Genomic DNA, 22,589 nt, shown 5'->3' with positions numbered 1-22,589 from the left:
TGCGCTGACTTATCGTGGAAAAGAGCGTGTTCTTCGAAGCGGCCGCTTCCCAGTGGCGCTTAAACATCCAAGCCTTGCTCCTAACATTTCTTTTGGGCTTCGTCTGTCTCCTGGTTCTGACGCCTCTCATCTGGACCCTGTTAAACAGTTTTCTCGTATCCAAGCCATGGGAGCCCGCGGTTTATGGTCTCCAAGGCTGGCGCGTCGCTTTTTCCAGTCCCGGTATCCTGGCCGCGGTCTACAATAGTTTCTCGCTCGCGATCGTCAGGCAACTCATCGCGCTGGTCGCGGGGGTTTTTCTCGCCTGGCTCCTGGCGCGAACCGATGTGCCCATGAAGCGGTGGCTGGAATTCATGTTCTGGTTTTCCTTCTTCATCCCCGCGCTTCCGGTGACGCTCGGATGGATTTTGGCGCTCGATCCCAAGACGGGACTCGTCAACACCTGGCTCAAAAGTCTTTCCCTCGTGGACGGTCCGTTATTCAACATCTACTCGTTCTGGGGGATCGTCTGGGCTCATCTGACCGCGGGCTCGCTGGGCGTTAAAGTGATGTTCTTAACGCCCGCCTTCCGCAACCTGGACGCCGCCTTCGAGGAGGCCTCGCGGGTGTCGGGCGCGGATACCATGACGACTCTGTGGCGGATTATCTTGCCGGTGATGCTGCCGAGCATCATGGCGACCACGACCCTGGGGTTGATTCGTTCCTTGGAGACCTTCGAGATCGAGCTGATTCTGGGCGTTCCGGTGGGCATCGACGTCTATTCGACCAAGATCCACGATATGATCGCGCTCGATCCCGCGTCCGGTCTTGGACCGGCTGCGGCGTTGAGCACTTTTTTTCTCGTCTTCCTGCTCTTGCTGGTCTTGTGCCAGAGAATTCTTATTGCCCGGCGAATGTATGCCACGGTCACGGGCCGTTTCTCCAGCCGGCCGACCTCCCTGGGACGTTGGAGATATCCGGTGTTCGTCCTGGTTTTGCTGGTAGTGTTGACGATCACCGTGGTTCCTCTGGGGTTCCTGCTCATGGGGACCTTCATGAGCGTTTTTGGCTTTTTGAATATTCCAGAGCCCTGGACACTTGAGCACTGGCGTGAAGTTCTCCGCGACCCGATTTTTTTTCGCTCGGTCGTGAATACGTTGAGGGTGGCCTTCGGGGCCGCGCTCGGCGGCGTGATTATCTATCCGCTGATCGCATACTTTATTGTCAAAAGCCGATTTTCAGGTAAAGCTATCCTTGACTTTGTTTCCTGGCTTCCATGGGCGGTGCCCGGGATCCTGCTCGGCGTCGGTCTTTTGTGGACCTTTCTCAACACGCCCGGGTTGAACGCACTTTATGGAACCGCTTACTTGATGATTCTTGCGATCGTGATCAAGAGCATGCCGGTCGGGGTTCAGTTGACCAAGAGCGTCATGATTCAACTAGGAAATGAGCTGGAGGAGGCGTCGAGCGCTTGCGGCGCGTCGTGGATGCAAACTTACCGGCGCATTCTCCTCCCTCTGCTATCGCCCATGCTGATGGTAGCCGGGCTGCTGGTTTTTAATTCCGCCGCGAGGGATATCAGCACCGTCGTGCTTCTGGGAACGGCGGATTCGAGAACGCTCTCATTGCTCATGTTGGAATGGGCCATGGGGACGGGCGCAATCGAAAAGGCAACCGTGATAGGAGTGATCGTCGTCCTTATTGTCGCGCTGACTTCCATCGTCGCTCGGATGCTGGAAACAAAGGCCGCGATAAAATCGTAAAATCCCCCTCTTTCCCCCTTTGTCAAAGGGGGATAAAAGGGGGATTTCTGGATTTCTTTGGGCTGTTCAATGTTGAAGCGGAAAGATCTAGATAAGGGAGAGGAGCCATGGACATAGAGCAAGAGCGGGAAAGAGTGAGACAGATGTACCGGGCCATCAAGACGCCGTGGCAATACCCGCAGTTTCCCGACCCGCCGAGGGAGTTTCTGCCGCCGAGAGAGTTCGTCGATCGGGTGAAGGAAGTCGTGCTGGTCCATCACACCAAGATCAACCATCCGTTCTGCGTGAAGCTCTTCAACGGCGAGTGGTCGGTCAAGCAGTTGCATGCCTGGGTCAAGCAGGAGTATCACGGGGTGATGCAGACGCTTAGAAACGACGCTAATATCGTCGCCAACGCCGGCACACTGGAAGAGATCCGAAAACAGCTTACGGTGCTGATCGAAGAGGCGGGCGAGGATCTCTGTGGAGGAAAGTATCCGGCTCATCCCGAGCTTTTCATCAGGTTTGCCGAGGGGCTCGGTTTGACGCGAGAGGAAGTCATGAAATCGGAGCCGTCGGCTCTCATGCAGTTGATCATCAACGACGAGCGCTACAGAGGTTTGCGCCTCACGATCGGCGGACTCCCGACCAATCTTCGCTTGGGAGAAAGGATCAACGCGCTCGTCTTCCCGATCTGGGCCGAGGTTTTGAACGGTAAATACGGCGTGAGTCATGAGGCGTTGACGTTTTTTTACGCGCATGCCGTGGATGTCGATCATGGAAAGGTCGGCGAGGACATAGTCCTCTCCAGGGCGGGGACCTTGGAGGCGCAGCGGGAGATGTGGACCCATCTCAAGCGCGGCCAGGCGCGGCAGTGGGTCAATTTCGACGCTTACTATCAAGCTGCGATGCAAGTGCAATAAGAGGAGGACTGCCATGAAGCCACGAAGAAAGGGCGCGGCGTCGCCGGACTACTACGAGGAGTGGATGAGCGGCGAGGGCATCCCGATCCATGAGGCCGTCGCCGGCATCGATGATGTTACAGAGCTTCCGAGGAAATCGTGGGCGCGCACGGGCGGCGCCGGGGTCTTTATTCAGTTGCTCGGTCCGCAGCAGGCGGAGCGCGGCATCTATGTCGGAGAGATTCCCGGAGGGAAGGCGCTGGAACCTGAAAAACATCTCTACCAAGAGGTTATTGTCATCCTCAGGGGTCTCGGCTCGACGGAAGTTTGGCAGGAGGGAATGCCGAAGCGGACTTTTGAATGGGGCGAGGGCAGCGTTTTCGCGCCGCCGCTCAACTGCTGGCACCGGATGATCAACGGGAGCCGGGAGCCCGCGCTGTTCCTTGCGGTGACCACCGCCCCCAAGGCCATGAATCTTTTCTGCGGCGACGACGTCGTCTTCAATTGTGAGCACCGGTTCTTGAATCACTTCAATGGCGAAGCCGACTACTTTGTCCCGACGCAGAAGCGCGAAAAAATGGGCAGGTACTCGACCCTGTGGTACACAAATTTCATCGCCGATGCCAAGGACGTGCTGCTCGACAACCAGGAGCAAAAGGTCTCGGGCGGCCAGATCACGGGATACCGGATGGCCAATGGCTTTCCCAGCGGCCATATTTCTGAATGGCCCGCGGGAAGATATCACAAAGCGCATTACCACGGGCCGGGCGCGATCCTCGTCGGGCTCGAGGGAGAAGGCTACGTCCTGGTGTGGCCCCATACGATCGGAATTCACCCTTACCAGAATGGCGAAGAGGACAAAGTTCTCAAGATTAACTGGGGGCCGCGCAGCATCTACAGCCCGCCGGACGCGTGGTTTCATCAGCATTTCAATGGCGGCAGCCGGCCGGCCCGCCACCTCGCCGTCTACGGCGCGAGTTCGGGAGTGCCGGGATACACGGACAGTGTCGGCCAGGACTTTAGCGGGACGGTGAGCTTTCGCGAGGGCGGGACTCTCATCGATTACGCAGACGAGGACCCTCAGATCCGCAAGAATTTCGCAGAAGCTCTAAAGCAAAAAGGAATCCCTCTGCAGATGCCGGCGGTAAAATATATAGAGATCGATACAAACGTATAGTGATTCCCCCGTAAGCGATTCCTCAAGGCGCAAGTCTTCGGGCCGCGGCGGATAGGGTCGTTAAAAAAATCTTTGAGGCTGACTAGAAGGCGTCCATGTCACAACCGGATTATCCGGATTATAATGACTTCGTCCATACAGGGCCCGACACGGCCGCGGGCCGGTATTTGAGACGTTTCTGGCAGCCGGTCCATCGCTCGGAAGATCTGGCGCAAGGGCAGGCCGTGCCGATCCGGATCATGAGCGAGGACTTCACGCTTTTCCGAGGAGCGAGCGGGAAGCCTTACGTGGTGGCGTTCAGGTGCGCGCACCGAGGCGCGCAGCTGTCCACCGGATGGGTGGAGGGAGACTGCATTCGCTGCATGTATCATGGGTGGAAGTATGAAGGGAGCGGGCAGTGCGTGGAGCAGCCGGGGGAAGAGGACGGCTTTGCCGCGAAGACAAAGATCCGGAGCTATCCGACGGAAGAGTACCTGGGACTCATCTTCGTCTATTTCGGCGAGGGAAATCCGCCGCCGCTTAGAAAACATCCCGACTTCGAGCGCCCCGGCGTCCTGGAAACCGGGTTGCCGGAATACTGGCCATGCAACTATTTCAACCGTCTCGACAACGCCTGCGACGTGGGCCACGTGAGCTTCACGCACAGAGAGTCCGCGCTCCGCGCCGGACGGCCGGAGCAACTTGCCCTAAGAACGGTTTCTTCGTTCGAGACCGAATATGGAATAAGAACCAGCGTGAGCGTTCCGGGAAGAGCGCCGTTCCATACTCACTTTCACATGCCCAACACCAATCAGACCCGGTCCAGGGCGAGAATCGAAGGCTCGTTGAAAGACGCCGCGACGCTCTGGGTGGACCGGCTCTTCTGGCGCGTGCCCGTCGATGATGAAAACAGCGTGAGCTTCGTGATCGACTGGATGCCGCTCGCGGGAGAAGAAGCCAAGGCCTATAGACAGCGCCGGCAGCAGGCCCGCTCCCAGGTGCGAGTCTCTCCCAATGAATACGGCCAGAGCGTCATCGCGGGGAAAATGCGCCTCGAAGATCTCGATCCGCAGATGAGCACCTATTATCTCTTTTGGATCGAAGACTATGCCGTTCAGGTGGGACAGGGCAGGATCGCGGACCGTCCGAACGAGCACCTGGGCCGCATGGACGTGGGCGTGATTCTGTTAAGAAAAATCTGGCAGCGCGAGCTTAGCAATGTCGCGGCGGGGAAGCCGCTTAAAGAGTGGGTAACTGCGGCGGGACTCAATGATTTCCCTCGCCCTCTCCCTGGGGGAGAGGGTAGGGGTGAGGGTTTCGCAACGGCAAAGCACGGCGATTCATGAACATTTCCGTGAATAAAGTACTGGCAATCGCCTTGTTGGCCTTTAGTCTTCTCGGTATCGGCAATGCCGCCGAGAAGGCGCCCTGGCAGGCGGAGTGGGAAAAAGTCGTCGCGGCGGCAAAGAAAGAAGGGCGGCTCGATTTATTGACCAGTCCCGGTCCGACTTACCTTGAGGATTTTTCGAAAGCGTTTCCGGAAATCAAAGTATCCGATCTCGCGATGGCCGGCGGCTCTCAGGCGCGGATTAAAGTGTTGGCCGAGCGGAGGGCAGGAAAATACCTTGCCGATGCGGACGTTGGAGGTCCGGACACTCCGATTTCGATTCTGCATCCCGCCAAGGCTCTGGATCCGATCAAGCCGTTGCTCTTGCTGCCTGAAGTTACCGATACTTCTAAATGGTTCGAGGGAAAACATCAATACATCGATCCGGAAGGACAGCACATTTTTCTCTTCGAGGGAACGGCCCAGGCCTACGTCGCCTACAACACCGATGCGGTCAAGCCGGACGAGATCCGCTCTTACTGGGATCTCCTCAACCCGAAGTGGAAGGGCAAGATCGCCGCTCAGGATCCGAGGTTTCCGGGCACGGTTTCTCAAGCAGCGCGGTTTTTCTTTTACCATCCCGAGCTTGGGCCCAAATATTTGCGCCGGCTCTTGACCGAGATGGATCTCGTTCTCTCGCGGGATAACCGCCAGATGATCGATTGGGTGGCCGGAGGAAAATACGCTTTTTGTCTTTTCTGCCGGACGACCGAGGTCTATCAAGCGATGAAACAGGGATTGCCGTTTAAACTGGTCGGAACTTACGACTTGAAGGAAGGCGCGAGCATCGTCCCGATCACGGGCGCCATCGGTTTCTTCAATCGCGCTCCGCATCCTAACGCCGCCCGGCTTTTTATCAACTGGTTTCTCTCGCGTGAAGGGCAGACGGCTTATCAAAAAAGCAAAGTTGGCTTCGGCGGAGCCGATTCCTTGAGAGTGGATATTCCGAAAGACGATGTGCCGCCGCAGGCGCGGCGCCAGCCCCAGGGAAGGTATCTGATGGTCAACAAACCCGAGTGGTTCGATATGACGCCGATACTGAGCCTGGTTAAAGAAGCGCTCGGCGAAGCAAAACAGAAATAAGCGACCTAAGACAGCACGGAAGGAGAAACTATGGCTTTAAACAAAGTTCGGATGCTCTGCAGCGATATTTCCCACATGCCTTTGCACACGATTTTTCGTCATTCGGGAGTGACCGAGAAATACGGCTTCGAGCTGGAAGTCGATATCGCCAATTTGAAAACCGGAGATTCGGTCATCAAAATGTCGGAGCGCGCGCCGGGGCTGCTCACCGGCAAATATGAATTTCTCAGCGGCTTGCATCACGAGACTTACATCTATCGCGCCAAAGGAGACAAACGGCTCGTTTACTTGGCGCAAACCCAAAACGACTGGGACGATCGCCTGATCGCAAGGCCCGAGATCAAGTTTCCGAAGCAACTGGAAGGCAAGAGAATTTTGACCGGCAAGGCGCCGTGCGTCGGCGGCAATCTCGAACAGTCTCTCAAGCGCGCGGGCGTGGACACATCGCAAGTCGAGCTCGTGTACGGCCCGCGCGAGCGGAGGTTACAGGCGCACGAAGCGGTGGAAATGGTCGCTCGCGGCGAGGTCGACGCGGCGAACGTGGATATCCCGTTCGATCTTCAGGGCCGGAAGAAAGGCTTGAACGTGATTCAGCTTCCGGCTCTTCCGGTCATTCACAACACGACGATTTGCGCCAACATGGACTACGTGCTCAAAAACGAAGATACCGTGATCGCCTTTCTCAAAGCGCTGATCGAGGCGATCCACTTCTTCAAGACCGAAAAACAAAAATCGCGCGCGCTGCTAAAAAAGCATTTGGTTCCGCTGCTTCATCTCGAAGGCGACGATGAGGTGGATTACCTCCATGACCAGTGGAGCAAGCTTCTTTCGGCCAAACCTTATCCGCACCCGCTGGCCGTTTGGAACGTTTACGACCTAGACGTGGGGCACGATCCCAAAGTGAATTTTATCGGCCCATTGGAAATTTGGGACACGCACTACCTGCGGATCGTCGACGACAGCGGCTTCATCGACGGACTCTACGGGCAGAGCGCGAGGGCGTGAGGCAAAAAAGATTGAACTTCCTCACCCGCGGCCCTGTTCCACCGGCTTGAGTCTGATCTCGATGCCGTTTTTCTCCAGCTCGTTGTAATATTCCTCGCGTATAGCCGGATCCTCTTTTTCATGGCTGATCTTGAACGCGAGCGCATGGGGATCTTTATCCTGAGCGGTCAGGGCCGGATTGAACGCGATTCCCGTTCCGTATCTTAAGCCGCTCCCGCGAAACGCCAGCATCCGGTATTCTCCTCGGCCCGTGTTGAAGTGTTGATGGAACTCGTTGTGCTTGGGCGCGACCACCGCGTAAGGATTGGCGGAGATCCGGCGCCGATTCTTTTCCTCGCCGGGCATGAAGAAAAGCTCGTAGCCCTGACCTTTGATGACGATCACGTGCGCACCCGCGCCGTGCCTGTGCGCCGTCACGTAGGTGCCCTCGGCGACGCCCATGACATGCGCCCCGAGCGAACTGCTCGCTATGGCGAGGCGCAAGATGGAGGTCCGGTTGCCTCTTTCCGGATAAGGGTCGAGCGCCAGGCTCCGGATGTCCGGAACAAAATTGGTCTCCGACAGCCGCACGTTCCAGTGCTTGCCCTTGCCGGCAAAAAAACTTTGCATGGAATATGAATATCGATCCTTAAAAGAGAAAGGATTATCAAAGATGAACTCAATATTGTGGTAGAGGTTCATGACGTGGGCCATGTTCGTGCCGAAGAGGATCCGGCATGGCTCGCCGGCCGAGCTGTTGAACTCCTGGTGCCATGCGTTGAGCGGGATTCCGAGCAGCGACCCCTCCTCCCATTCGACCGTGTGCTTGGGTTCATTCTCCTGCCATATCGTGGTCGCGCCTCTCCCGCGCATCACGTACATGATCGCCTCGTAGATGTGGCGCTCAGGCTTGAGCTCTCCCTTGGGCGGTATCTCGACGACTTGCAGGTTGTTGTTCTCCTGGTTGCCCAGGCGGGTGTAGGCGACTTTGCCGCCCCTTCTCTCCCAGTCCGCCAGGGGTAACGACGCCAGGTCTTCGAGAGCGCTGCCTTCGTAAAGGGGCGCTCCTTCCCTCTGGACAAACTTCTGGTAGGAGCTTTTGACGAACCATTCGTCGAAGGTTGCCGGTTGTTGCGCCATGGCGTTTACTCCACTCGATCAGTCCTGAACCGTTCTGGAAAAAAAAGTTTTCGCCGCTCTTTTTCACCCGGCTCCCGGAACCGGAACCTGATGCGACATCGTGATCTCGCGCCGCTCAGCGGCGGATTGTAAAATGGCCAGGCATACTTCCAACGTCGCCTGGCCCCACCGGCCGTCGTGGAAGATCGGTCGATCATTCATAATGCCTTCGTAGAACTCCCGCAATTCAGCCTCTCTGGCATCTACCCCTTTGGGAAGGCATATTTCCCTCTTGCCTTCATCGTCGTAGAGGAAAAGACCGTCGGGCGACTGACGGATATCTCCTTTCTCACAGGTGACGACGGTCAAGCCAAAAAATGGCTGATGCTGTTTGCGTTCGCCGCTGTCGCCGCCGGCCCACGCTCCCGGTTTCGAACCTCCGTAGCGCCATTCTTCGAGGCGGGCTTCCAACCGTTGCGTTCTTTCCGGCTCACTCCCAAGAGAGTTAAAAAATTTCCTGGCTTTCACGTGTCTCTCCGGGTCCTTCTGTTCGCCTCCTTCGCCAATTCCCCAAATGAGTTCACCGGTGTCGAAGTAGGCGTAGCCGCTGTAGACCAAGCTCGCGGGCACGGCGTCTTCAAACTCGAGGTAGCAGGCGTAATGGCCCTCGCCCGGACGGGACGGATTGCCGACTTGAGCCATCGCACGCACGCGCTGCACCATGCCGCCGGCTAAGAGACGCACGATATCGACCTGGTGCGGTCCCTGATTCAAAACCACCCCTCGACTCATCCGAATGTCATGATCGGGAAAAGGTCTGTAGATGTGGTCCTTGTAATAACTGCTGCTGATCATGAGCAGCCTGCCGAGCGCTCCGCTCTTGATGATCTCGCGCATCTTTCTGATCGGCGGATCGAAGCTATGGGTGTGGCCCGACATGAGCTTGACGCCGTTTTCTTCGGCCGCCGCATTCATCGCCTCCGCCTCTGCCATCGAGATCGCCATCGGCTTTTCCACGATCACATGCTTGCGTCTCTTGAGCGCCGCGATCGCGTGCCGGGCATGGAACTCATGCGGCGTGGCCACATAGATCGCATCGACGTTAGGGCTTTCGCACATCTCCTCGACGCTCTCGTAGACCTCGGCGTTGAATTCCTGGCGAAAACGCCCCAGGGCGTGCGCGCGCAGATCCGCGGCCGCCGTGAGTTTAATATAAGGCAGCCGGGAGATCTCCGGGATGAGCCGGCCCGCCGCCATGCCGAGACCGGCAAATCCCAACCTCAAAACCTTAGACAAGAATGACTCCAATATCTTGTTGCGATTATTGCTTGCGGAACCTTCAGAAATATCTATCCTCGCCCTCCTTTGGAGGGAGAGGACAAAGGTGAGGGTGGTACGCACGGATTTGCCCTCACCCTCTCCCGAAACGGGAGAGGGAAATAATTTCGCTCCGGAAAAAGATTATATCGGATCAAGTTCACGTTTCTTCGAACAGGTTCTTCCATTTTGTGAAAATTCGCTGCCGCAGCTCTGGGCTGTTGACCGCCACCGGCGGGAAATCACCGATCCACTCGTAAGGCCGACAGGCATTGATCACGAGGTTGTGCGCGCTATAGCGCTTTCTTCCGCCTTTATCGGGGCCGGAACGGTCTGCCGGCGGAATCCTGGGATCGAGCTGCCAGACCGCAGTCCCGGCGATGACCTTGACGGCGTGTTCGGGAGCGCAGCGCGTGGCGACGGCCCAGAGAACTTCTTCCGTATTCGTGATGTCGATATCGTCGTCAACCAGGATCCAGATAGCATTGCCGGCGTACTGCTCGCCGCCCGGAACCAGCACGCGAATGACATCGTCCACGTGACCGGCGTACATCTGCTTCAAGCCCAAGGCGCGGAGTCTCGGCTTGGCCAGAGTAAAAATCCCCTTGACGCCCGGGATGCCCGCTTTTTCCAGCCGGCCCATCGATTCGAGATCTTCGTTTCCCAAGTTGGCGAAATAGTCGCCGCCGATCGGCCGGGACGGCGGCGCGCCAAAAATGATCGGATCGTTTCGATGATAGATCGCCTTGACCTCGATGATCGTCTCCGGCCGGCGTCCATGGGCGTAGTAACCGGTCCACTCACCGAAAGGTCCCTCGGGCACCATCACTTCCTCGGCAGATGGAATGAAACCTTCGATGGCGATCTCGCCGAACGCAGGGATGGGCAGACCGGTGAACTCTCCTTTGAAAACCGGATAGGGGCTTTTGTGGAGATAGCCGGCGACCTCGAGCTCCGAGACGCCCTCCGGCGAGTAGTAAAATCTCGAGCCGGCCAGCGCCGGCAAAATCGGCTCTTGGCCGACCGACACGACCACCGGACATTTCTTCGCGGCGGACCAATACTTGCGCCGGATTACGTCCCCGTGCTTGCCGTGCTCGATAAAAATCGCGCAGGTTTTTTTGTCATGAATGGCGACGCGATAGGCGCCGACATTGGTAAAGCCGCTCTCCGGGTCCTGCTGAATGACGCAGCATCCGGTGCCGATGTAACGCCCGCCGTCGTTTTCATGCCACTTAGGAGTTGGGAATTTGTAGAGATCGATCTCGGCGCCGGTCAAAACGTTTTTCTGGATCGGACCGGAACGTATGACCTCGGGCGCGATCGGGCGCAGCTCGGCCATCAGCTTGGCGCTCCGTTGCGCTACACTCCCCAATGAAGGATCGGGGTCCAGGCCGAATGCGACGGCGGTGCGGCTGATCGTGTTGAATAAATTCGCCGCGACGCGGTAGCCCTTGGGATAATCTTTGATTTCATCGAAAAGCAGCGCGGGCCCGCGCCGCTCGACCATCAGCTCCGTGATGCCGCCGATGTCCTCCTCCCAGTCGGCGCCGTTGACTCTTTTCAGCTCACCCAGTTGTTCGAGCCGGGTCAGATACTCGCGCAGATCTTGCCAAAGCATGCGGTGAGCAATCCTAATCGGTAAAATTTATTTCAGTGCGCGCAGGACTTTCGTTCTCTCGAGGCGCAGGTTTTATTCCCCTCTTTGGAAAAGAGGGGCCAGGGGAGAATTTTGCCCTCACGCATCGCTCCATATCTTTTCAAGTACTCCATCCAAATTCTCAAAAACTTCTCTATCCGAAAATCGCAAGACTCTTAATCCTACGCTCTCCATGTACTTGTCAATGATCTTCTCCTCTGATTGCCTCAGAATAGTGCTGCCCTCCATCCAGCTCGATGACCAGATTTGCCTTAGGACAGTAAAAATCAACGATGAAACTACCTACCGGCTTCTGTCGATAAACCTGAAAGCCCTTGAGTTGTCTTCCTCTTATCCTCGACCAAAGCAATTTTTCAACGTCCGTCATGTTCTTTCTCAGCTTACGTGAGTTCGGTTTTAGATAGTTGTTGTAACGAAGCACAAATCCCCCTTAATCCCCCTTTGCAAAAGGGGGAACTCGCTCGCGATCTACATCCTTGGTAACAATACAGTTTCTCGTCGCGTGAGAGCAGGCTCTGAATTACCGCACCGCTTCGGCTTCCAGGCGCTTGCAGTGCTCGCGCCACTCCGTCGCGCTCGGCACGACTCCATACCAGACGATCATGTGCGGGAAACGGTTTAGTTTGGCGTCTCTAGTAACGTGCTGGGGATCGCGCCCTTCCTGGACGTCCCGGATCGCCTTCAACAAGAGCTTGCGTTCCGCCACGATCACTCTATCCGACGATGCGAGGTGCTCCTGGGTTCTGTCCTGAATCGGCCCCTCACCCTCGACAACGCAAGTGTCCTGAGCCGCAAAGCTGCCGATGCCGGTATAGCTCTCCGTTGCCATCAGCCGCCGCTCCTGCATGTATCGGTTCTCTCTACTCCTCGTCAATCTGTAATCCGGCGTCATCTCGGGAACGACCCGCTTGATGACGTCGCTGTCCAGCGGCGCTTCGCGGTTGAAGATGAAGCTGTACTTCCAATGCTGCGTGTCGTCGATAGGCACGTGCCAGTTCACCGAGTATCCGGCTCTGCTCTGGAGACCGCCGGGAAAAGTCGTCAGGTTGGGCAGGACGAAGTTCCAGATCCGAAGATCCTTCTTGTCGCTGCCGACGGGGCAGGCGCGGCACAGCCTCACGCCGAAGTCGGTCACTTCGGCGTCGATCGATTCGATGCCCGGCGCGACGCCTCTGCCGCCGCGAAAGCCCTGGTATTCAGGAATTCCGGTGTGCCTTAGATTATAGTTGGGGTGGTGCAGAAAAGAAGCGTGAATCGGATCGATATTCCCCTCGTTCGCCTGCAGGTAATTGCAGGATTGGAAATACTTGGTGACAAAGCGCTGCTTTTCCGGTACCGTGAGAAACTCGTAGTTCGGGAATAGCGGCGGCTCGCCCGGTCCCATGTAGGCGAAGATCGCCCCTCCGCGCTCAAGACAGGGATACGCCTTGTGACAGATCGAATCCCTAAAACTCGCCCCTCCATCGACTTCGCCGGGCATGTCCATGATATTGCCGTGTATGTCATAAAGCCAGCCGTGATAAATGCACCTCAGCCCGCCGTCCTCTAATCTGCCGTAGCTTAAATTCGCGCCGCGATGCGAACAGTGCAGCTCCAATAAGCCAGGACGACCCTGATCATCGCGAAACAACACCAATTCCTCGCCGAGCAACTTAACGGGCAAAGGCGCGCCCCCGGACGGGAGCTCCTCGGCCAGCGCCGCTGGCTGCCAGTAGCGCCGCAGCATCTCGCCGCAAGGGGTTCCGGGACCGGTCTGAGTAAGCAGATCGTTTTCGTCTTGGTTCATTGCGTTTCTGCCTTTTAGGTCTGCGCGTCAAGAAATGATTTGTACGTGATATTTGTAAAATCCCCTTTCATCCCCCTTTTTCAAAGGGGGAAAGCCTTGCTTGAGCGTGCGGCCATTCACTGAACTTTCCTGAAACATTTCCCCTCTTTGAAAAAGAGGGGCCAGGGGAGATTTGTTTGTCACGCGCCGCTGTATAGCCAGAGTCTCTCATCGAAAAACACCTAACTTCCAATAATATCCGCTCAGCGCGCTTGCCCCACGCCTTCTTGTTGGACCCGGCGCACGAAACTGTTGTCGACAAGCTCCGAAACCTTTAAATCACGCAGCTTGGGATTGCTTTCAGCCAGAGCCGCGAGGTTTGACTGCAGGTCATCCACGTTGGTGTGAGGGAAAAGCGCCATGGGCTCGACGTAGAGCTTGTAGTTGAGCTCCAGCACGGTAGCATCGTCAGTGCGCAGATAACGGCTGTAAATGCGGATGGCCTCCGCGCGGTTCTTTGGATCTTTTATCCAATGGGTTGCCTCGATGACAGCTCTGACGAATTTCTGCAGGACTTCCCGGTTCTGATCCCGGAAACGACGCGTGGTCATGTAAGAGCTGCCGATGATCCGGATTCCCGTATCGATGGCGTCGATCAAATAATGGTAGGGGATTTTCGCGCGCTCGAAGCGCTCTATCGTCGAAGCGACGGCGCTGACTATACCGGAGCGGAAAGCGACGACTCTTTCGGAGCCCCCGCCGGTAATCGACAAAAACTCGACGTCGGAAGACTTAAGACCCAGCTTCTCCAGCATCCGTCGAGTCGCATAGTGGCTCGATCCTCCGAGGCGATCGATGCCCACTTTTTTCCCTTTGAGCTCCTCCGCGCGTTTAATGCTGGGCTGGACGATGAGCTTGTATTGGGTGGGTTCATTGCTGGCGATGATGACCAGGTCGGCCCCGCCCGCGGCGGCCTGAGCCCCGGTCTCGGGACTGCCGGAAAAAATGGCGATTTCTCCCGCGATCAACGCCGGCATCCCGGCGGCGGAGCTGGCGATGAAAATGAGTTCCGGTTGGAGGCCGCTGCGGCTGAAAAATCCCTTTTCCTGAGCCGTCCACAGCGAAATCCGATTGCCGGTGACCGACGCGTAACCGATTTTGAGCCGGTTCGGCGCGGCGGCCGCAAAGAGACGCGCGTTGCAGGGTAAGAGCAGCGCCACGATCAGGCAGAATGGGAAAACGCGCCTGAGAATTGTAGCGAGATTCATTCCAGATCCCAGTAACCGACGCCCATACCCATTATCGCGCTGTAAAACGCCTCGTAGACGAGGAGTTGGGGAACGGCCTTTCCGACCGCGCCCAGCAGAACGAGCCAATTTTTCATTTCCAGACCGCCGTTATCGAGCAGGTCCTGCGCGCTCAGCTGACCCAGCTTGTCTCCTTCTCCGCGCGCGATAAGCTCCACCGCTCTTTGATCGAAGTCGACGCTGATCGAGCCCAAAGTACGCGGGCCTTGATAGTGGCGGAAGGGATAACTGGAGGGAAAGTGCGAGAGACCGCCGGAAGCGTACAGCGCGATGCGCTCGCCGGAGAGGAGGCCATCGATGATCTCCTTGATCGCCTGGCCCAGGCGGTAGCATCTCCGAGGAGTGATGGCCGGCAAATTAATCGCGTTGACAAAGACGAGCACGACAGGGATGTCGGCTCCAGGCGTCATAGTCCGCAGGATCTGGCAGTGGGCATGAGAGAGCAGCTCGTCATTGGGGAACGACCGTGAAAACGAGAGGTCGAACTCGCGCTCTAAGAGCCCATCCGCCAGTTTCTGCGCAAGCTCGGTGTGACATGGGTAAAGGGCTCCGCGCTTCCTTCCGTTTTCCGCCGGCTCAGTGGAAAATACTTTTTCCCCGAGGTAGAGCGATATCTGAGGCAGGTTCTCTTCTTTAAAGTTCTCCTCCTGGTCGTCGCCGATTAGAACGAGCGCGTCGGGTCTTTTCTCTCGGATTCGCTCGCCCAGAAAGACCAAGCCTTCTCTCACCCGGGCGTATCGTCTCTCCCGCTCCTCCGGGCTCTCCGCCGCAATCTTGGGATCGACGGGAGCATTTTTTCCATAACGGCTTCGATACCTGGCCCAGGTCCGTTCCCGCATTTTGTCCCAGCCGCGCGGTTCAACCAACGCAAAAGCGTGGGAGGAAGCAAAGCCCGCTACGATTCGAGCCATAGACGGATCTCACCCCGAGCGGTCTTGCCGGGAGCGGACCGGTCTGCCGGCGCGGACATCCTCGGTGAACTTGCGCGCCGCCTCGAAGAGCGCGACTCCAACAGGCCCGTAAGACGCCTTGGGTTTGTCCAATTCTCCCACGTTGAAGCCGACGACTCCGTGCGTCACCCCGATCTGGCCGTCGCAGTCGTCGCCCGCGCCGAAGCCGGCGATGGTCGGGACCTTGGTTTCTTGCGTGATGCGCTTGGCGAGATCCGCCGATATTCCGGTAAGGAGCAGGGTAAAAGCTCCGGCGGTCTCAAGCGCGCGCGCGTCGCGCCACACCTGCTCTTCGTCGATCTGCAGTCCCTCGGAGCGAAAACCTCCCGCGCCGATGGTCGCCATCGGGGTGAGGCCCATGTGTCCCATGACCGGAATGCCCGCCTTGACGATCGCCTCCACGGTTGGCGCATAATCGGCGCCCACTTCAAGCTTGACCGCTTGGGCGCCGCCTTCCTGGATCAGGCGTCCGGCGTTGCGCAGCGCGTCTTCGACGCTGACTTGATAAGACATGAACGGCATGTCGCCTATGACCATAGCTCGCCTGGCCGCGCGGCTCACGGAGCGGGTCATCAAAACCATTTCATCCATCGTGACGGAGTTATTGTCCTCATGCCCTAAGAGATTGCGGCCGCCGCTGTCGCCGACGAGAAGCATATCGACGTTGGCGCGGTCGATAATGGCCGCCATGGAGTAATCGTAAGCGGTCATGACGACGATCTTTTTCTTTTCCAGCTTCATCCTTTGAACATCGGTGATCGTGACGCTTGCCATCGCTGCTCCTTTCGCCGACCAAACGGCTTCGGACTTCTCTATAACACGGGCGGTTTATACTGAAAAGTCGTCAACGCCTTTTTTGTTTCGGATCTTGACGTGTACAAACGATTTACAAATGTTACATAAGGCCGCCTTGAGAGGGGGACGAGCCTGAAGGGCGCAGACGAGCCGTTCGGGATCTCAAATGGCAAATCGCAAATCTGAGATCTGTCCGCCACGAAACTTTGGCGGAGAAATTCCGAGCACAGCGAGGACCTGGCCGAACGGCTTGTTCCCCTCGACTGTCAATTTATTTGAGACGTCCGTATTAGCGCTACGGTTTGGAAGTAATTGATTTTTCAGAAGGAAATTGGAGCGGGCGACGGGGATCGAACCCGTGACGTCCAGCTTGGGAAGCTGGCATTCTACCGCTGAATTACGCCCGCTCAAGGAGCGCGGCAGCAGATTTTTTATAGGGGATTGCCCCCACCTTGTCAATCCAATATTCCAATATCTGGAGTATAAATGGAGTGCTGGAGTAATGGAGCAATGGATTTGGAGGCCTTGCCCAACACTCCAGGACTCCACTACTCCCATACTCCATTCCCCCGAAAGACACCCTATTGACAAACCCCCGGACGAAAAGTACGGTTGAATCAGTCTCATTGGTATTAGGCCTTCTGATGAGAGCAACTTAAAAAAGGGCGAAAGGCCTCTGTGAGTCTCACCTTGGAGAACGCGATTAGTGGTTAGAGCAGCATCCGACCGGAGCCGAGTTCCTTCCGTGCAAGCTCTCATGTTCTTCTCCCATCAATAATCCGTGTCTCAAGGCAAAGACCTTAAATGACGTTCTCAGTTGGAGGAGAATATGAGCAATAAGTTATACGTGGGCGGCCTGCCCTATTCCGTGACGGAAGGGAGGCTCGAGGAAATCTTCGCCGAGTACGGCTCCGTAACCTCGGCGAGAGTCATCTCCGACAAGTTTACCGGGCAGTCACGCGGTTTCGGCTTCGTGGAGATGAACTCTTCGGAAGAAGCGCAAAAAGCGATCGAGGCGCTGAACGGAACGCAGTTGGACGGGCGCACGCTGGTCGTTAATGAGGCGCGGCCTCAGGAAAGACGTCCGGGCGGCGGTGGCGGCGGGGGCGGCGGCGGGGGCAACCGCAGAGGCGGCGGCGGGGGCGGCGGCGGCGGACGCAACCGCTGGTAATCTTTTCTCTAAGCAAAAAATTAAAAAGGGAGCGAGAGGTCGGATCGCTCCCTTTTTTGCGTCTTCAGCCTGCGCCGTTAATTTTCCATATTGTAGAAGCGCTTGCCGTTGTCGGAAAGAATCTTCCTCTTCGCCGAGTCTTTCAAATCTTTTCGCGCCTCAAACTCTCGAATTGCGTCCGCCAGATCGGGCTCATGCGGATAGTCGGAGGCGTAGAGAAATAAATCCTCGCCTAATCTTTCGATCGCCGTGGGAAGCATTTCTTCCCAAAGTTCCGTGTGGTAAAAGACCTGCCCGCTCTTCATATAATCGCTGGGTTTTTTCTTGAGCAGCGGCGCCTGGTGCGGCCGGTTCTTGTATTCCATGTCGAGCCGGTCCATGAGGAACGGCAGCCAGGCGCAACCCGCCTCCAACGAGGCGATCTTGAGCTTGGGAAATCGCTCCAACACGCCTTCAAGGATAACACTCGTAATTTGAATCATTTGAGCGAAGGGATGAGAAAGAGCCCGCGCCTCGATCAACGAGCGGAAGAAATCGAATCCGAGCCCGCGCGACGGCGCGCCATGGATGGCCAGAGGCGCGCCGAGCTTTTCCGCCTCGGCGTAGAGCGGATCGAAGTAAGGGTCGCCGAGCGGCGTGTGAAAACCGACGGGCGCGATCACACCGCCCACCATGTGCAACTCCTTCACACCGCGCCGCAACTCTTTCGCCGCTTCTTGAATATCTTGGATCGGCAGCAGCGCCACAGCATGGAGTCTACGGTTATATTTGATGTAGCGCTCGCCCATCATATTGTTGTACGCGCGACAAACAACCACAGCCCAATCCGGGTCCTGAATAAAACCTTCCGCGAGACCGGCCGTGGGAAAGATCACCGCGCGGTCCAGGCCTTCCCTGTCCAGAACTTCGAACCAGCTCTTCGGATCGTCGGGACCGATCACGTAAGGCCGTCCATCTCCGACGCGGCGCGCCATGCGCTGAAAGCCGTCGAGTGTCGGAAAGAAAGGCAGCGAGAGCAACTCTTTCCTGCCCCGGTACGGCGCCTCCATATACTCGGCGATGTCCTGGTCTTTCTCGAAAATATGACCGTCCGTGTCGACGACTTGCGTGGCCATAAACGTTCCTCCCTGGTCCTCTGTATCTTTTCCCGGCAAGAAACTCAATCGCGAGCGCCGGGCCGGGAGTTTCTCGGAGGTCCGATGCGTGGGACGCGGAAGCATCAAGCGTACTTCAGATGTTCTCTTAGAATTCTCGTGCCGCGTAACACTGTCGTATCGCATCGGACCGGAGAGAGACTCCCGGCCCGGCTGATAGCAGGTGGACCTTTATGGCCGGTCTTAATCTCTGATGTTCTGGGTGAACCACTCCGTGGGAATATCGCGTCCTATCCCCTTCTTCTTCGCCTCGTTGTACGCCGCCGTGCAGACTGCGGCGAACTGCACGCCCATGACGCCGAGATTCAAAAACCAACTTGTCTGCTTGTCGCTCGTTCGGCCTTTCACCTTTCCGGAAATAACGTCGGCCAGCGGCGGCATCTTGAGAATTTCCTCGCGCGGCGGGCGGCGCGGAATGATCGCCTTCTCCTCCGGCTGGCCGGCGACGTAGCCCAAAAATCCGTGCGCCGCGTAGAACGCTCCCGGCGGAGGATTTTCCAGATGCGGCGTGCTCTCGCCCATCTTGACGGCGACGTCCACAGCCTTAGCGAAGTCCGGTTCGGTCTCGTCCCAGGTGACGTCGGTCACGTGCATGCCCGGCTCGAGCCACTCGGTTTTGAACACCGGATCGATCGAAGACGTGGTGCAGGAGACGATATCGACGCCTTTGACCGCTTCGCGCGCGGACGCGACCGGCGTGACTTCGATGCGAAACTTCTCGCTCATCTCTTTGGCGTATTGCCGGGCGTTCTCCTGGTTCGGACTGTAGACCTTGACCTTGGTGATTTTGCGCACGCACGAGAACGCTTCCAGATAGCTCCGCGCCATTCCGCCCGAGCCGATCATGCCGACTGTGTAGCTGTCTTGCCTGGCCAGATATTTCACGCCCAGTCCCGCGCCGGCGGCCACGCGCATGTGCTGGAGGAAACCGTCGTTGATGAGAGCCGCCGGCATGCCGTCCCGGGCGCTGAACATGAAAAGAAGCCCGCAGTACGTGCCGGGTTGAATGCAGTGCTTGTTCTCCCTCTGATCGCCTTCTTTGCCCGGCCAGCTCACGATGTCCGAGAGCATGCGCGCGACGACGAAGCCGTCCCTCCGCGCGCCGCCGGTCATCAACGCCCAGCGGTAGTAGCTCTCCGGCCGCTCGCACGGCAGATAGACGTCGATCCGGCCCATGGTCGCCGCGTCGCCCTTGACGATCTCCTTTTGCGTCTCGTCGAGCGCCGCGAGCGTCATCGGCATGGTCAAAATTTTCTGCACGTCCTCGTCTTTCAAAAGCAGCATGAAGACTCCTTCTAAGTTTTTCGGTGATCCGAAGGACCGAGAATCGATTTTTTCTCGGTCTCTTCGATGTGGCGGATGAAGCGGTATTTGTTCTCGACTTCGTCGACGCGGATCGGCGGAAGCTTCGGCTGTCCCTGCTCGACTTTGGCGGCGATGAAGCTGAGCTCGTTCCGTTTCCAGGCCTGGAGAAATTCCTGCCGGAATTTTTCAGGGCTTTTCACCCAGCAGGCGTGCTTGTAGCCGGCGCCTTTGGCGAGCGCGACCGCGTCCGTTCCCGATACGGTCGCGGTCTCGGTCGCGCCCGAAGCCTCGTAGCACTGATTGTCGAAGAGAAAATGGATCAAATTCGGCGGATTCTGCCATGCGATCGTCGGCAGGCCGCAGAGGTTCATCAGAAACGCGCCGTCGCCGTCGATGGCGATGACTTTGCGATGGGGCAGGACGAGCGCGATGCCGAGAGCGATCGACGAAGCGAGCCCCAGCGTGCGCGGCCGAAAATTCCCGTCGCCCGGCCTTAGCGCCTGCCATTCGCGTGCCGCCCATCCCGCCGCCACCGCCAGCGCGTCGCCAGCGTCGCCCGCGATCGTCTTCAAATAATCGTAGCGCTGCATCACTCCGCTCCCAGGACCGTTCTCGTGAGCAGCACGGCCGTCGGTTTCCGCGAATCCTCGGCGAGGATCTGCGCGCCTCTCAACGTTTCCGCGACCTCGTCCGGTTTTCTCAGCACGTAGGTGCGAATGCCGAGCGCTTCGAGCACCGGCTCCGTCACCGAGCCGACGGTCGCAAAGCCGCGGTCGCCGAGATCGCCGGCATAGTAAATCAGCAGGAGCAGCGGAATTTGGAATTGCAGGCAGGTCGTGGTGAGGGCGTTGCAGCTATTGAGAAGGCCGGCGTTCTGCATCAAAAGCGCCGGCTTTTTCCCGGCGAGATAGGCGCCGGCGCAGATGCCGACGCCCTCTTCCTCGCGGCAAAGCGGCACGTGCTTCAGCTCCGGATCTTTGTCGATCGCCTTGACCAGCTCGACGATCTTCAAGTCCGGAAGTGTGGCGACGAAATCTACGCGCGCGCGCTTCAACGCGCCGATGAAATTCTCGGTGGCTTCTAAGGCATTCATTCTATTCGCCGATCATTTTCCAGACGGGCATTCGGACCGCTCGACGAACGTCATCGACTCAACCCGGATACTAAAAGCGCGCCGATTATTCAAGAGAAAGGGAGGAATGCGCCGTTTCTTCCGGGCCTCGTTTGAGCCTTGACAGAAGAAAAGCAATCCCTATAGTGGTGAAGTTGCCGGTATGGAGCGGACTTTAAAAGTCAGCGAGCAGCACGTTTGGATCGGCATCGAGGACCAGCAGGTATTTTTCGGCGTCACCAACTACGGCCAGAGCGAGCTCGGCCGCGTCATCTCGGTCGATCTTCCCGAACTGGGAGACAAGGTGGAAAAAGGCGAAGCTTTCGCGGAGGTGGAATCCAACAACACGGTGGCGGAGCTGATCGCGCCGGTTTCGGGAACGGTCATCGCGGTCAACCCTGAATTGGAATCGCATCCGTCGATCATCAACGAAGATCCGTACAACGAAGGGTGGCTGATCGAGGTCAAGCTGAAGGATTTTTCCGAAGTCCGGTCCCTGATGGATATGGACGAATACTACCACTTTGTTTTCAAGCCAACCTCCTGATAGATTTTTTCGCGCCGGCTCGACCTGTCTTCTTCTGCTCTGGCTCTGGGCCGTCGCTCCCGCTCGGCTTCCGGCGCAGGCGCCCACCTCAGAGGACAGGTTCACCCGCGCCCGGCGTATGATGGTGGAGCGGGATCTCGGCGCCCGGGGCATCAAGGATCGCAAGGTGCTTGACGCCATGGGACTCGTGCCGCGCCATCTCTTCGTCGCGGCGACGGACTTGGGGGCCGCGTACGAAGACCGGCCGCTTCCCATCGGCGAAGGCCAGACGATCTCCCAGCCTTATGTCGTCGCGCTGATGAGCGAGCTGCTCGAACTTAAAGAAAGCGAAAAGCTGCTTGAGATCGGCACCGGCTCCGGCTATCAGGCGGCGGTCTTAAGCCGTCTGGCGAAAGAGGTGTACACGATCGAGATCATTCCGTCGCTCGCCGAGCGGGCCAAGGAAACTCTGGCGCGTCTCGGCTATAACAATGTCCAGGTCAAGACGGGAGATGGATTTTACGGCTGGGAGGAAAAGGGGCCGTTCGATGCCATCCTGCTGACGGCTGCGGCGGAAAGAACTCCCGAACCGCTGTGGCGCCAGCTCCGCGAAGAAGGGCGCCTGGTGATGCCGATGGGAAAAGAGCGACAGACTCAAAAGTTGGTGCGGGTGAAAAAGATCGCGGGGCAACAGCGCATCGAGCGGATCACCGAGGTGGTTTTTGTCCCGATGACCGGGGAAGTACGGAAGGAGGGTCGCTGACGGCGCTGTTCTTGTTTCTCTTCGGGTCGGGCGCGGCGAAGCGGTAGACCATTTCGCCCGGCCGGACCAGGCCCAGCTCTTCGCGCGCGATCTTTTCGAGATAAAGATCGTCGTGGCGAATGCGGGACACGCGCTCGCGCAGCGCGTCGTTCTCTTTCTGGAGAAGAAAATTTTTTTCCTCCAGATGTTTTTTTTCGCCCCATAGACGCCAGAGGTGGAATACTCCCCTTTCTCCGAACGCGGTGAAGAGAACCAGGGCGACGAGCAGGCTGGAAAAGATATAAACGGCGCGGCGCTGAGTCGATCGGGATGGAAGTATGGCCAAAGTGATCCGTAGTGTAGCATACTTTTTTGCGCCTTGCTCATGCATGAGGAAACCAACCGGCACGAAGGCATTAGCGAAGTCGCCATGC

The 22,589-nt window shown here is 57.6% G+C and carries 23 protein-coding genes and 1 tRNA gene; 9 read left to right on the top strand and 15 right to left on the bottom strand.

The genetic code is table 11. The annotated features are described in order from the left end of the window. The first annotated feature begins 14 nt into the window (after positions 1-14). The 6 genes from VGL70_09500 to VGL70_09475 all read left to right on the top strand — a co-directional run bounded on the left by VGL70_09500 (position 15) and on the right by VGL70_09475 (position 7,254). Positions 15-1,742: an iron ABC transporter permease gene (locus VGL70_09500; GenBank protein ID HEY3303754.1), complete on the top strand. Its 1,728-nt coding sequence runs from the start codon at positions 15-17 to the stop codon at positions 1,740-1,742. Between the two features lie 107 nt (positions 1,743-1,849). Then, positions 1,850-2,644, top strand: a complete 795-nt coding sequence (locus tag VGL70_09495; GenBank protein ID HEY3303753.1) for an iron-containing redox enzyme family protein — start codon at positions 1,850-1,852, stop codon at positions 2,642-2,644. A gap of 13 nt (positions 2,645-2,657) precedes the next feature. Then, positions 2,658-3,800: an ethanolamine ammonia lyase-activating protein gene (locus tag VGL70_09490; GenBank protein HEY3303752.1), complete on the top strand. Its 1,143-nt coding sequence runs from the start codon at positions 2,658-2,660 to the stop codon at positions 3,798-3,800. A 95-nt stretch (positions 3,801-3,895) separates the two neighbouring features. Then, positions 3,896-5,125 carry a Rieske 2Fe-2S domain-containing protein gene (locus VGL70_09485; GenBank protein HEY3303751.1) on the top strand — a complete coding sequence of 410 codons (1,230 nt, stop codon included), beginning with the start codon at positions 3,896-3,898 and terminating at the stop codon, positions 5,123-5,125. After that, the gene (locus VGL70_09480) at positions 5,122-6,249 is read left to right on the top strand and encodes an extracellular solute-binding protein (protein HEY3303750.1); all 1,128 of its coding nucleotides are present in this window, start codon (positions 5,122-5,124) and stop codon (positions 6,247-6,249) included. Before VGL70_09485 ends, VGL70_09480 begins: the two co-directional genes overlap by 4 nt. 30 nt (positions 6,250-6,279) lie before the next feature. Beyond that, complete coding sequence (locus tag VGL70_09475; GenBank protein HEY3303749.1) at positions 6,280-7,254, top strand: ABC transporter substrate-binding protein; 975 nt, start codon at positions 6,280-6,282, stop codon at positions 7,252-7,254. A 21-nt stretch (positions 7,255-7,275) separates the two neighbouring features. Here the strand turns inward: VGL70_09475 and VGL70_09470 are convergent, their stop codons facing one another. From VGL70_09470 to VGL70_09425, 10 genes are all read right to left on the bottom strand, one after another. Then, positions 7,276-8,373: a cupin domain-containing protein gene (locus VGL70_09470; protein HEY3303748.1), complete on the bottom strand. Its 1,098-nt coding sequence runs from the start codon at positions 8,371-8,373 to the stop codon at positions 7,276-7,278. A gap of 63 nt (positions 8,374-8,436) precedes the next feature. Further along, positions 8,437-9,648, bottom strand: coding sequence for a Gfo/Idh/MocA family oxidoreductase (locus tag VGL70_09465; GenBank protein ID HEY3303747.1), 1,212 nt, complete (start codon positions 9,646-9,648; stop codon positions 8,437-8,439). A gap of 181 nt (positions 9,649-9,829) precedes the next feature. Beyond that, positions 9,830-11,290 carry a UbiD family decarboxylase gene (locus tag VGL70_09460; GenBank protein ID HEY3303746.1) on the bottom strand — a complete coding sequence of 487 codons (1,461 nt, stop codon included), beginning with the start codon at positions 11,288-11,290 and terminating at the stop codon, positions 9,830-9,832. Between the two features lie 117 nt (positions 11,291-11,407). Beyond that, complete coding sequence (locus VGL70_09455) at positions 11,408-11,503, bottom strand: DUF559 domain-containing protein (protein ID HEY3303745.1); 96 nt, start codon at positions 11,501-11,503, stop codon at positions 11,408-11,410. 7 nt (positions 11,504-11,510) lie between these two features. Continuing rightward, positions 11,511-11,696, bottom strand: coding sequence for an endonuclease domain-containing protein (locus VGL70_09450; protein HEY3303744.1), 186 nt, complete (start codon positions 11,694-11,696; stop codon positions 11,511-11,513). 153 nt (positions 11,697-11,849) lie between these two features. Next, on the bottom strand, positions 11,850-13,115 hold the full coding sequence (locus VGL70_09445) for a Rieske 2Fe-2S domain-containing protein (protein HEY3303743.1): 1,266 nt from the start codon (positions 13,113-13,115) through the stop codon (positions 11,850-11,852). Between the two features lie 242 nt (positions 13,116-13,357). Continuing rightward, positions 13,358-14,362, bottom strand: a complete 1,005-nt coding sequence (locus VGL70_09440; protein HEY3303742.1) for an ABC transporter substrate-binding protein — start codon at positions 14,360-14,362, stop codon at positions 13,358-13,360. Next, positions 14,359-15,312 carry an extradiol ring-cleavage dioxygenase gene (locus tag VGL70_09435; protein HEY3303741.1) on the bottom strand — a complete coding sequence of 318 codons (954 nt, stop codon included), beginning with the start codon at positions 15,310-15,312 and terminating at the stop codon, positions 14,359-14,361. The genes VGL70_09440 and VGL70_09435 overlap by 4 nt, the downstream gene beginning before the upstream one ends. 9 nt (positions 15,313-15,321) lie before the next feature. Continuing rightward, the gene (gene panB, locus VGL70_09430; GenBank protein ID HEY3303740.1) at positions 15,322-16,125 is read right to left on the bottom strand and encodes a 3-methyl-2-oxobutanoate hydroxymethyltransferase; all 804 of its coding nucleotides are present in this window, start codon (positions 16,123-16,125) and stop codon (positions 15,322-15,324) included. A 353-nt stretch (positions 16,126-16,478) separates the two neighbouring features. Continuing rightward, positions 16,479-16,553: transfer RNA gene (locus VGL70_09425), tRNA-Gly, on the bottom strand. 422 nt (positions 16,554-16,975) lie between these two features. On the opposite strand from VGL70_09425, the gene VGL70_09420 reads away from it, so the two are divergent. Next, entirely contained in the window at positions 16,976-17,317 is a 342-nt protein-coding gene (locus VGL70_09420) for an RNA-binding protein (protein ID HEY3303739.1), read from the top strand. Between the two features lie 77 nt (positions 17,318-17,394). Here the strand turns inward: VGL70_09420 and VGL70_09415 are convergent, their stop codons facing one another. From VGL70_09415 to VGL70_09400, 4 genes are all read right to left on the bottom strand, one after another. Next, positions 17,395-18,432, bottom strand: a complete 1,038-nt coding sequence (locus VGL70_09415; protein HEY3303738.1) for an amidohydrolase family protein — start codon at positions 18,430-18,432, stop codon at positions 17,395-17,397. 222 nt (positions 18,433-18,654) lie between these two features. Continuing rightward, positions 18,655-19,755 carry an ornithine cyclodeaminase family protein gene (locus tag VGL70_09410; GenBank protein ID HEY3303737.1) on the bottom strand — a complete coding sequence of 367 codons (1,101 nt, stop codon included), beginning with the start codon at positions 19,753-19,755 and terminating at the stop codon, positions 18,655-18,657. Positions 19,756-19,766: 11 nt separating this feature from the next. Then, a complete protein-coding gene (locus tag VGL70_09405; GenBank protein ID HEY3303736.1) occupies positions 19,767-20,366 on the bottom strand; it encodes a thiamine pyrophosphate-dependent enzyme in 600 nt (199 codons plus the stop codon). Beyond that, complete coding sequence (locus VGL70_09400) at positions 20,366-20,869, bottom strand: thiamine pyrophosphate-binding protein (protein HEY3303735.1); 504 nt, start codon at positions 20,867-20,869, stop codon at positions 20,366-20,368. Before VGL70_09400 ends, VGL70_09405 begins: the two co-directional genes overlap by 1 nt. Positions 20,870-21,050: 181 nt before the next feature. On the opposite strand from VGL70_09400, the gene gcvH reads away from it, so the two are divergent. Both gcvH and VGL70_09390 read left to right on the top strand, forming a co-directional pair. Continuing rightward, positions 21,051-21,434: a glycine cleavage system protein GcvH gene (gcvH, locus tag VGL70_09395; protein HEY3303734.1), complete on the top strand. Its 384-nt coding sequence runs from the start codon at positions 21,051-21,053 to the stop codon at positions 21,432-21,434. 118 nt (positions 21,435-21,552) lie between these two features. Further along, positions 21,553-22,176, top strand: a complete 624-nt coding sequence (locus VGL70_09390) for a protein-L-isoaspartate(D-aspartate) O-methyltransferase (GenBank protein HEY3303733.1) — start codon at positions 21,553-21,555, stop codon at positions 22,174-22,176. Here VGL70_09390 and VGL70_09385 read toward each other — a convergent pair. Continuing rightward, complete coding sequence (locus VGL70_09385) at positions 22,121-22,501, bottom strand: septum formation initiator family protein (protein HEY3303732.1); 381 nt, start codon at positions 22,499-22,501, stop codon at positions 22,121-22,123. The genes VGL70_09390 and VGL70_09385 overlap by 56 nt on opposite strands. Positions 22,502-22,589: the final 88 nt, after the last annotated feature.

The sequence above is a fragment of the Candidatus Binatia bacterium genome (genome assembly GCA_036504975.1).
Classification (GTDB): domain Bacteria; phylum Desulfobacterota; class Binatia; order UBA9968; family UBA9968; genus JAJPJQ01.
Note: the sequence above shows the minus strand (reverse complement) of the source record. Positions and strands in the feature narration are given on the sequence as shown.